General features: G+C 56.5%; 12 protein-coding genes. All 12 read left to right on the top strand.

Translation table 11 applies throughout. The features are described 5' to 3' along the window. Positions 1–40: 40 nt before the first annotated feature. The 12 genes from MDG893_RS17570 to flhB all read left to right on the top strand — a co-directional run bounded on the left by MDG893_RS17570 (position 41) and on the right by flhB (position 9,606). Complete coding sequence (locus tag MDG893_RS17570; RefSeq protein ID WP_007155176.1) at positions 41–346, top strand: STAS domain-containing protein; 306 nt, start codon at positions 41–43, stop codon at positions 344–346. Positions 347–378: 32 nt separating this feature from the next. Continuing rightward, the gene (locus MDG893_RS17565; protein ID WP_007155175.1) at positions 379–2,145 is read left to right on the top strand and encodes a SpoIIE family protein phosphatase; all 1,767 of its coding nucleotides are present in this window, start codon (positions 379–381) and stop codon (positions 2,143–2,145) included. Next, positions 2,142–2,486: an Hpt domain-containing protein gene (locus MDG893_RS17560; RefSeq protein WP_007155174.1), complete on the top strand. Its 345-nt coding sequence runs from the start codon at positions 2,142–2,144 to the stop codon at positions 2,484–2,486. Before MDG893_RS17565 ends, MDG893_RS17560 begins: the two co-directional genes overlap by 4 nt. 128 nt (positions 2,487–2,614) lie before the next feature. After that, complete coding sequence (locus MDG893_RS17555) at positions 2,615–3,832, top strand: flagellar hook-length control protein FliK (protein ID WP_007155173.1); 1,218 nt, start codon at positions 2,615–2,617, stop codon at positions 3,830–3,832. 177 nt (positions 3,833–4,009) lie between these two features. Next, positions 4,010–4,519 (top strand): flagellar basal body-associated FliL family protein, encoded by a 510-nt coding sequence (locus MDG893_RS17550; RefSeq protein ID WP_007155172.1) that lies wholly within the window; start codon positions 4,010–4,012, stop codon positions 4,517–4,519. 103 nt (positions 4,520–4,622) lie between these two features. Further along, positions 4,623–5,621, top strand: coding sequence for a flagellar motor switch protein FliM (gene fliM / locus MDG893_RS17545; protein WP_007155171.1), 999 nt, complete (start codon positions 4,623–4,625; stop codon positions 5,619–5,621). Beyond that, positions 5,614–6,132, top strand: a complete 519-nt coding sequence (gene fliN / locus MDG893_RS17540; RefSeq protein ID WP_007155170.1) for a flagellar motor switch protein FliN — start codon at positions 5,614–5,616, stop codon at positions 6,130–6,132. The genes fliM and fliN overlap by 8 nt, the downstream gene beginning before the upstream one ends. A 10-nt stretch (positions 6,133–6,142) precedes the next feature. After that, positions 6,143–6,616: a flagellar biosynthetic protein FliO gene (gene fliO, locus MDG893_RS17535; RefSeq protein WP_007155169.1), complete on the top strand. Its 474-nt coding sequence runs from the start codon at positions 6,143–6,145 to the stop codon at positions 6,614–6,616. 1 nt (position 6,617) lies between these two features. Then, the gene (gene fliP / locus MDG893_RS17530) at positions 6,618–7,382 is read left to right on the top strand and encodes a flagellar type III secretion system pore protein FliP (RefSeq protein WP_007155168.1); all 765 of its coding nucleotides are present in this window, start codon (positions 6,618–6,620) and stop codon (positions 7,380–7,382) included. Between the two features lie 13 nt (positions 7,383–7,395). Further along, entirely contained in the window at positions 7,396–7,665 is a 270-nt protein-coding gene (gene fliQ, locus MDG893_RS17525) for a flagellar biosynthesis protein FliQ (protein ID WP_007155167.1), read from the top strand. 6 nt (positions 7,666–7,671) lie between these two features. Continuing rightward, positions 7,672–8,454, top strand: coding sequence for a flagellar biosynthetic protein FliR (fliR, locus tag MDG893_RS17520; protein WP_007155166.1), 783 nt, complete (start codon positions 7,672–7,674; stop codon positions 8,452–8,454). Between the two features lie 15 nt (positions 8,455–8,469). Continuing rightward, a complete protein-coding gene (gene flhB, locus MDG893_RS17515; RefSeq protein ID WP_007155165.1) occupies positions 8,470–9,606 on the top strand; it encodes a flagellar biosynthesis protein FlhB in 1,137 nt (378 codons plus the stop codon). Positions 9,607–9,755: the final 149 nt, after the last annotated feature.

Here is a 9,755-nt window from a genome sequence, read left to right as displayed (position 1 = left end):
ATTCCCCGTTACTCGGTACGCATACCATGGAGGCTCCGGAATGCCGATTCACACGCTTCGCAGTGACGATGGTCAGACCCTGACCATAAAAATTGAAGGGCGCTTCGATTTCAGCACCCATCAGGCGTTTCGCGATGCGTACGAACATGGCGACGAAAAGGTAAACAGCTTTATCGTCGACCTTTCAGACACCACCTATCTCGATAGTTCCGCCCTTGGCATGCTGCTGTTGCTGCGTGACTACGCGGGGGGAGATCGTGCCCGGATACGCATTGAAAACTGCAACAGCGATGTGCGTCGCATTCTGTCAATTTCCAACTTTGAACAACTGTTTGCGATTCGTTGACCCACCCGACGAAGATGTCACGGAGGCCCGATGTGGACGATCCACTCCCAGAAAACCGGCCACTCCGGATTCTCATTGCCGATGACAGCGACAGTGATCGTCTGATACTTAAAACCCTGTTGCGCCGCCTTGGTCACGAGGTTGAAGACGCTGAAAACGGACTGGAAGCCGTCAATATTTTCCGCAAGTCCGCGCCAGACATCGTCCTGCTGGATGCATTGATGCCGGTTATGGATGGGATGGAGGCCGCTCGCCAGATCAAGGTGCTGGCGGGAGAGCAGTTGGTTCCCCTGATTTTCCTGACATCACTGTCGGACGCCGGCGCCCTGGCTCGCTGCCTGGAGGCAGGCGGTGATGATTTTCTGACCAAGCCTTACAATCGCATCATCATTGAAGCCAAGATTAACGCCTTCAATCGCATGCGGCTGATGCATCGCACCCTGAGTCATCACCGGGATCTGATCCGCGAACGCAATAGCCAGCTTTTGGAAGAGCAGAAGATAGCCAAGCGAGTGTTCGACAACGTTGCCCACACCGGTTGTCTGGACGCGCCCAATATCCGCTTTCACGCCTCGCCGATGTCAATTTTCAATGGCGATGTGCTGTTCGCCTGTCCGCGTCCGGCCGGCGGCATGCAGATACTGATCGGGGATTTCACCGGTCATGGGCTGCCAGCGGCCATCGGCGCCATGCCCGTGGCGGAAATATTCTACGGCATGACGAGCAAGGGGTTCAGCGGCAGTGATGTACTCAGGGAGATTAACCAGAAACTGGGTCGGATACTGCCTACTGGAATGTTCTGTTGTGCCGCCATGATCCAGGCGGATTTTCACCTGAACCAGTTGCAGATCTGGAATGGAGGGCTTCCTGACGGAGTGCTACTGAGAAAGGACGGAATGCGTGAAAGCATTGTTTCACGGCACCTGCCCTTGGGCGTACTCGGCAGCGCACGTTTTGACGCGGGTATGGACGTGTTCCATACCGAGCCGGGTGACACCTTGCTGATGATGACTGATGGCGTGATGGAGGCTGAGAACCATCAGGGTGAGATGTATGGAGAGCAGCGTCTTGTCCGATCGCTTGATCAGATGAGCCGACAGGGTTCACCCTTTGAAACCATTATGGCCGGTATTCGTACCTTTACCGGAAATCAGCCTGAACAGGACGATCTGACCCTGATCACCCTGCGAATGGTGGAAGATGCGGAACTGGCCGTTATCTCTGATCGACTGCCGCAGTCTGCACTGGAGGGGCCGTCGGAGTGGCGCTGTGTCTACGAGGTTCAGGACCGAACCCTGGGGCAGTTCAGCCCCCTGCCTTTGCTGCTGCATATCTGCATGGAAGTGCCGGGGCTACGCCGGAAAAGTGGCGAGATCTATACGCTTCTGTCTGAGCTGTACAGCAACGCCCTGGAGCATGGTGTGCTCGGCTTATGCTCGGACTGGAAGGCAACGCCCGACGGATTCGGACATTACTACGCCGAACGTGAGCGGAGGCTGGCTGATGTGGCGGGCCACTTTATACGCTTTACGTTGACCCATGCCATGACAGACAGGGGCGGGCAGCTGGTGATTGTCTGCGAAGACAGCGGCAGTGGCTTTGATTTCAGCAGTGTACGCCCGGAGGCGGAAGATGGGCGCCGCTATTCGGGCAGAGGTTTGCTTTTGTTACAGAAAATTGGGCGTTCCCTGAGCTATCGGGAACATGGCACCAAGGCTGAAATTGTATATGATTGGTATTTTTCTGAGGTTGCTGGCCGTGAGGGCAGTACCACCCAACAACTAGGGGGTTGGTCATGACAGACAAACCACACCTTGATGAAGAAGCGTTGGCCGAGTTGCAGGAAGTTATGGAGAATGAGTTCGACATTCTGATCAATACGTATCTCCATGATTCCTCTGACCGTATCGCACATCTGAAGGCGGCACTGGAGCAATCGGACGCTGATGCGTTCGCAAAATCCGCCCACAGCTTTAAGGGCAGTTGCATCAATATTGGCGCCCCTCGACTGGGCGAACTTTGTTTCGAGGCGGAAAAGGCGGGCCGCGACAATCAGTTGTCACGGGCCGAAGCAATGCTTGATGACATCGAGACCGAATTCCGACAGGTCGAGGGCACGCTCAAGCGTTTTATTGCGTGACGTAACGAATGGCATCGCTTTTGCTTTGTTACTGTTCAGGTGCGCTGAAAAGCAGAAAAAGTGCACTGGAAAGGGGTCTTCAGCGTACAGATTCCACCGTCATTCAGTAAAAGCGGCAAGAGGTTGCCATGTCCCAGATGGTTCTTCCCCAGGCTCCCCCACAGGGCCCACAGGCCGATAACGGTTCGAAAAGCGTCTCAGGCAACCGGGAAAAAGACGGCGACAGTCCGTTCGACTCTGTTTCCCGGGCGGAGCAGCAACGAATAGACCGGAAACAGGCTGAAAAGCGCGACCAGGCTCGGGCCGAGGATGCTACCCATGCTGACCAGACCGGTCAGGGTAGAAGCCAAAGCACAGCTGGCGATGACCCTGAGGAACCACGAACCCATACCCAGGCTGGCAACTCGGAGACTCATGGCCAGGAAGGGGCTCCGAAAAAATCGACTGCAGAAACGGAGGAGGCCGTCCCAGCTGAGGATTCTGTCTCTCCGTCGTTAGCGGAGCAGGAAGCGCTGGAGAAGATTGTTCCCCTGACATTTGCTGAACTTCAGGCTTTGGTGATGCCGGCAGGGGGGAACACCGCAGCAGCGGCAGGCGGTAATCCGGCTACGGGCAATGGCACACTGCCAGGTGTGCAGGCTTTTGCTGGTATGATTGCCGGGCTGCCGGGTAATACCGCAGGCAAACAGGCTTTGTCGACAGTGCAGGGAACCGGGTCAAACGGTGCATCGGGACTGGCATTGACTGATGCTTTGTTGTCGGGTGTGGCAGCAGACGCATCGCGCCCTCAGGAAACCCCATCGCTGCAAGGTGCCGTGCGTTTTCAAGGCGCTGTAGAATTGGCTAACCAGCAGTTGGCCAATCCTAATACGGCAAAGCTGCCAGCTGAGGTCGCCAACTTGCGAGGGTATACCACCTCCATTGATGTGCCGGTGAATCATGCGGAATGGGGCGACAAACTCGTTGGCAAACTGACCTGGCTGACCGCCAGGAACATGTCGGTCGCAGAAATACATCTCACCCCGCCTGATATGGGGCCCATGGAAGTCAGGGTTCAGGTTCAGCAGGAACAGGCACATATTACCGTTCATTCCGCCAACCCGGCCGTGCGGGACCAGCTTGAACTGCACAGCCACCGTCTCAGGGACATGCTGAGTGAGCAGGGGCTGTCACTGGACCAGTTTGACGTCAGTGATTCATCGCAGCAGCAAGCCGGCGAGGACAATGCCGGGGAGGGCAGCAGGGACGGCGGGGCAGCGCTTGCCGATGGCGGACCGGACGAACAGGATCTTCCGCCTGAATCCCTTGATCTAACCTGGAAAGGCGAAGTTGATATCTTCGCCTGACCTTGGCGACCCATCACCTGATGGTTCTCAATCACGCCCTATCACTCTCCCTTTGCCCATCCTCCCCAGCAACGCTAAACTGCTGTTCTGATAGGGAGGATGGGGTTATCTGGCCCGTCCTTTGCTTAAACCTCTTTATAACCGGTCCGGTTGACGGATTTCTGGCAGATCTACGTTATGGCTGAAAACAATGCGCCTCCTGAGGCGCCAGCAAAGAAAGGCAAGCTCAAACTGATACTGATGCTGACCGTGGTGATTGTTCTGGCGGTCGGGTTGTCAGTCGTAGGTACCATGTGGTTCCTGGGCGGCGGCATCCCGGGCATGGGCGATGCGGAACAGGAAGACAGCTCGGAGCAGGTTGAAGTATTTGTGCCCAGCACCTACACGGTGCTGGAGAAGGCCCTGGTCACGACAGTGCAGGCCGAAGGGCGGCAACGCTATGCCCAGGTATATCTGGCTTTCGAGGCTCAGGACCCGGCAGCACTGGCCGCGGCCAACCAGCATATGCCGTTGCTTCGCAGCAAACTGATTGGCGTACTCGGCGGCAGGGACTTTAATGAGTTACAGACGCCGGAAGGTCGGAAGGCGCTGGCCGATGATATGCTGGCGACCGTTAACAACGCGCTAGAACAGGAAGGGGAGCCACCCTTGCTGGCCGTGCTGTTCAGGAACTTTGTCGTTCAGTAGAGAATGCGTTAGAAATGCATTAGCAATGTACTAGAGACAATCTAGGGCAAGCTAAAGAATGCAACAGCGCCCGGTAGGGCGGACATCACAGGCAGAGAAACGTATGCAGGATTTACTGTCACAGGACGAAATTGACGCGCTCCTCCATGGTGTGGACGACGGTGACATTGATACCTATGATGAAACCGACGAAGCCGGTATCAAGTCCTACGACCTTGCCAGCCAGGACCGCATTGTCCGTGGCAGGATGCCCACGCTGGAAATGATCAACGAGCGTTTCGCCCGCTATACCCGGATCAGCCTGTTCAATTTGCTGCGCCGCAACGCCGATGTGTCCACCGGTGGTGTTCAGATCATGAAGTTCGGCGAGTACATCCACACCCTATACGTGCCCACAAGCCTCAACCTCTGCAAGGTCCGCCCGCTTCGGGGGACTTCGCTGTTTGTGTTGGACGCCAAGCTGGTCTTCAAACTGGTGGACAACTTTTTCGGTGGGGAAGGCCGACACGCCAAAATTGAAGGTCGCGAATTTACCCCGACGGAAACCCGTATCGTACAGATGGTGCTTGACCAGGTGTTTCATGACATGCGGGAAGCCTGGCATGCAGTGTTAAAGGTCGATTTCGAGTACCTCAGTTCCGAAGTCAACCCGGCCATGGCCAACATCGTCAGCCCCAGTGAGGTAGTGGTTGTGAGCACCTTCCACATTGAACTTGATGGTGGCGGCGGCGAGCTGCACATGGCGCTGCCGTATTCCATGATTGAACCCATAAGGGATGTGCTGGACGCGGGCGTCCAGAGCGACATTGACGATGTTGATGAGCGCTGGGTCAGCGCGCTTCAGGAAGACATCAAAGACGTGAACGTTCCCATTAATACCACGGTTTGCCGCCGACGCATTTCTCTTCGCGACATCGCCAAGCTGAAGGAAGGCGACATCATCCCCGTGGAAATCCCCGAGTTACTGACCCTGACGGCTAATGGCATTCCGGTCTACAAAGCCACGATGGGAACCCGTGATGGCAAGCTTGCGCTAAGGATTCATGACCGGGCGACGGTGCCCAAAGTGAAAAAACAACTGAAGGTGGGACGCAATGGCTGACGACGATAAGAAAGACGAGCAGGAACTCAGTGAAGACGAGAAGCTTGCCGCCGAGTGGGAATCCGCCATGGAAGAGTCGGGGGATGCCGACGAAGAGGGTCGCGATGATGAGTGGGCTGCGGCCATGGCAGAGGCCGGAGAAACCGACGACGGCGATGACGGCAGCGATGATGCCAAAGACAACGTCCGGGCGGCACCCATGGAAGAGTTTCCGGAAGGATCGAACTTCAGCCAGGGCACTGGCCCCGCGCCGGACCTGGATGTCATTCTCGATATACCGGTAACCATTTCCATGGAAGTGGGTAACACCCAGATTCCGATTCGCAACCTGTTGCAGTTGAATCAGGGCTCGGTCATCGAACTGGACCGGCTGGCGGGTGAACCGCTGGACGTGCTGGTGAATGGCACCCTGATTGCCCACGGCGAAGTGGTCATGGTGAACGAGAAGTTCGGCATCCGCCTGACGGACGTCATCAGCCCCGGTGAACGCATCAAGCGGTTGCAGAAATAGTATGGCGCGGATGCATCTTTCTGCTGCCCGTAGTGGCATTCCGGGCGCTTTACTGGCGGTGTTTATACCGGCCCAGACGTATGCTCAAGAGCAGGAGGGGCCGGCTCGGGAAGCGGCGGCCACCGCACCGGACACGTTGGCCACCATGCTGACGTTGGGTGTGGGCCTGCTGGCGGTGATTGCCATTATCTTTGGTTGCGCCTGGATTGTAAGGCGCATGAGTGGGATGACGGGTGGCAATACCCGGGCTATCAAGGTGGTCTCGGTGATGCCCATGGGCACGCGTGAGCGGATTGCCCTGGTCGAAGTTGGTGACAAACAGATTCTGATTGGAGTTACGCCTTCGGCCATTCGTACGCTGCATGTGTTTGATGAACCGGTGGTCAGCGCCGGTGAGCCTGTGTCCAGTGACTTCGCCCGTAAGCTACAAGGCATGATCGGAAAATCCTGGGGCTCCGGTTCTTCACCGAAGGAAGGTTCCTGACATGGTCGTGAATGTGTCCGGGCGCGCGCTGGCTACACTGGCCCTTCTCATCTTTACGGCCTGGGCACCCGCCGCGCTGGCGGATATACCCGGTATTCCTGCCTTTACGGTAACCCCGGGCGAGGAAGAGGGCGTTCAGGAATACTCCGTATCCCTGCAGATCCTGGCGCTGATGACGGCGCTGACCTTCCTGCCTGCCATGCTGATGATGATGACGTCGTTCACCCGAATCATCGTGGTGTTTGCGATTCTGCGCCAGGCTCTTGGTTTGCAGTCCACGCCTTCCAACCAGATTCTTCTCGGTCTGACCCTGTTTCTGACGATTTTCATTATGAAGCCGGTACTGGAAGAGGTGAACGAAGTGGCGCTGCAGCCCTATATGCAGGAAGAACTCAGCTCGTTGGAGGCGGTTGAGCAGGCGAGCCAGCCGTTTCGGAAGTTTATGCTGGCACAGACCCGGGAGAGTGACCTGGGCCTGTTCATGCGCATCGCGGACGAGCAATACGACACCGCAGAGGACGTTTCCTTCTGGGTGCTTTTACCGGCGTTTGTGACCAGTGAGCTAAAAACTGCGTTCCAGATCGGGTTCATCCTGTTCATTCCATTTCTGATTATCGACATGGTGGTCGCCAGTGTATTGATGGCGATGGGTATGATGATGTTGTCACCGATCATCATTTCGTTGCCGTTCAAAATCATGTTGTTTGTGCTGGTGGATGGCTGGGCCCTGATCATGGGTACGCTGGCCGCCAGTTACGGGATATAGGGGAGCGCTAACCATGACACCTGAAACCGTTATCGATATTCTGCGTGAAGCTCTGTGGATGATCGTGCTGTTAGCGAGCCTGATTATTGGGCCCGGCCTGGTGATTGGTCTTGTGGTCAGTACCTTCCAGGCCGCCACCCAGATCAACGAACAGACCCTCAGTTTCCTGCCTCGGCTATTGGTGACGTTGATCACCATTATCGTTGCCGGTCCGTGGATGCTGACCCAGCTTCTTGATCATGCGAACCGGCTGATCACCAGCATTCCTTACCTGATCGGCTGACCGCGAATGCCCACGGAGATATCAGCCGACCTGATCAACCAGTGGGTAGGTCAACACCTGTGGCCGCTGTTCCGGCTGGTCAGCTTTATGATGGTCATTCCCTTTATCGGCACCCAGCTTGTTCCCGCCCGGGTCCGATTGGGGCTTGCGCTGATCATCACCATTCTGGTGGTGCCCATGATCCCGCCGGTGCCTCAGGTGGACGCATTCAGTGCTGACGGGGTTGTGATCACCTTGCAGCAGATCCTCATTGGCGTGGGCATGGGCTTTGCCCTAACGGCCCTGTTCCAGCTGTTCGTTGTTGCCGGCCAGATGATCGCCATGCAAATGGGCCTTGGTTTTGCCTCCATGGTCGATCCGGCCAACGGCGTGAGTGTGCCGGTGCTGGCGCAGATCTACACCATCACCATTACCCTGTTGTATCTGGCCATGAACGGGCACCTGGTGGCGTTCGAAGTCTTTATTGAGAGCTTCCGCACTATGCCCATTGGTTTGGAAGGTTTGGGGCAGGCTGGCGTGTGGCAGCTTGCCCATCGCATAAGCTGGATATTTGTGTCCGCTGTATTGCTGGCCCTACCTGCTGTCACCGCCGTGTTTATCGTGAATATTTCCTTCGGTGTTATGACTCGTGCTGCTCCCCAGATGAACATTTTTGCCCTGGGCTTTCCGATTGGCCTGATTTTTGGATTGTTTGCCATATGGGTACTGCACGCCAATTTTCTGCCACATTTCGAGCAGTACACCCGGGAGACGTTTGACTTCATGCGGAACCTGCAAGGGCAGCCTTAGTAGCGACGGAAAACCATGGCCGAAGAAAACGACAACAGCCAGGAAAAAACCGAAGAGGCCACCCCCCGAAGGCTTGAGAAAGCCCGGGAGGACGGCCAGACTGCGCGTTCCAAGGAGCTGGCGACCATGGCCGTTCTGTTGGCTGGTGCTGGCGGCCTGCTGATGTTTGGCGCGTCGATGGGTGCCTCCCTGGAAAGTATCATGCGGGACAGCTTTGTGTTGGAGCGTTCAGCCATCTTCGACACCCGGCATATGAGCGTTCAGTTGATGGCCTCCGCCAAAGAGGCTGCCCTGTCTCTGGCGCCCTTGCTGATTCTCTTGCTCGTTGCTGCAGTCGCAGGCTCAATCGGGATTGGTGGCCTGCTGGTCAGCGGCAAAGCCATCGCTCCCAAGCTCAATCGGATGGACCCCCTCAAAGGTCTCAAGCGCATGTTTTCCATGCGTTCGCTGATTGAACTGGTTAAAGCCATCCTGAAAGTTGGCCTGGTGATGGCTGTAGCGATCCTGATATTGAACCTCCGCACTGATGACCTGCTTAGCATCGCTGAAGAGCCTGCGAGATCGGCCATGGAGCATGTTGTGTGGACCATGGCCTGGAGTTTTTTCATCCTTGCCTGTGCCACCATCGTCATTGCCGCGATCGACGTGCCGTTCCAGATCTTTGATCACCAGAAAAAACTGCGCATGACCAAGCAGGAGGTGAAAGACGAATACAAGGATACGGAAGGCAAGCCGGAGGTGAAGGGCAAGATCCGTCAGTTGCAGCGCGAGATGGCCCAGCGTCGGATGATGCAGGATGTGCCAGGCGCGGATGTGGTGATCACTAACCCGACGCATTATGCGGTGGCTTTGAAGTACGATCAGAAAAATATGGCGGCGCCGATTGTGGTAGCGAAGGGGTCGGACGAAACGGCCTTCAAGATTATGGAAATTGCCCGCGAGAACAAGGTGGAGATTCTCCGCACGCCACCTTTGGCGCGGGCGGTTTACCACAACACTGATATCGGTGGTGAGATTCCGGATGGGCTGTACATGGCCATCGCCCAGGTGCTTGCCTATGTGTTCCAGCTTCGTCAGTTCCGCAAGGGACGGGGCGAGAAGCCCCAGATGCCGAAGTTTCCGATTCCTTCGGATTTGCGGCGGGATGTTTAGTTTGGTGCCGGCTTGCTGTCCGTTGCCTGCTGCCTGCTGACTAGCCTGTTGGTTTGCGGGAGGTGGCTCTGCGGGTGGGCTGCCCAAAACACGCTCCTTCGGCACATCCATGTGACGCTTGGACTCCGCCATCCATGGCTCCGTACAGT

It is taken from the genome of Marinobacter algicola DG893 (genome assembly GCF_000170835.1).
GTDB lineage: Bacteria > Pseudomonadota > Gammaproteobacteria > Pseudomonadales > Oleiphilaceae > Marinobacter > Marinobacter algicola.
This window is presented reverse-complemented; position numbering and strand designations above follow the sequence as displayed.

What these genes read in the sequence shown, in the direction of transcription:
- MDG893_RS17570 (WP_007155176.1), top strand. Translation starts at nt 41, where the DNA reads ATGCCGATTCACACGCTTCGCAGTGACGATGGTCAGACCCTGACCATA.
- MDG893_RS17560 (WP_007155174.1), top strand. Translation starts at nt 2,142, where the DNA reads ATGACAGACAAACCACACCTTGATGAAGAAGCGTTGGCCGAGTTGCAG.
- MDG893_RS17555 (WP_007155173.1), top strand. Translation starts at nt 2,615, where the DNA reads ATGTCCCAGATGGTTCTTCCCCAGGCTCCCCCACAGGGCCCACAGGCC.
- MDG893_RS17550 (WP_007155172.1), top strand. Translation starts at nt 4,010, where the DNA reads ATGGCTGAAAACAATGCGCCTCCTGAGGCGCCAGCAAAGAAAGGCAAG.
- fliM (WP_007155171.1), top strand. Translation starts at nt 4,623, where the DNA reads ATGCAGGATTTACTGTCACAGGACGAAATTGACGCGCTCCTCCATGGT.
- fliN (WP_007155170.1), top strand. Translation starts at nt 5,614, where the DNA reads ATGGCTGACGACGATAAGAAAGACGAGCAGGAACTCAGTGAAGACGAG.
- fliO (WP_007155169.1), top strand. Translation starts at nt 6,143, where the DNA reads ATGCATCTTTCTGCTGCCCGTAGTGGCATTCCGGGCGCTTTACTGGCG.
- fliP (WP_007155168.1), top strand. Translation starts at nt 6,618, where the DNA reads ATGGTCGTGAATGTGTCCGGGCGCGCGCTGGCTACACTGGCCCTTCTC.
- fliQ (WP_007155167.1), top strand. Translation starts at nt 7,396, where the DNA reads ATGACACCTGAAACCGTTATCGATATTCTGCGTGAAGCTCTGTGGATG.
- fliR (WP_007155166.1), top strand. Translation starts at nt 7,672, where the DNA reads ATGCCCACGGAGATATCAGCCGACCTGATCAACCAGTGGGTAGGTCAA.
- flhB (WP_007155165.1), top strand. Translation starts at nt 8,470, where the DNA reads ATGGCCGAAGAAAACGACAACAGCCAGGAAAAAACCGAAGAGGCCACC.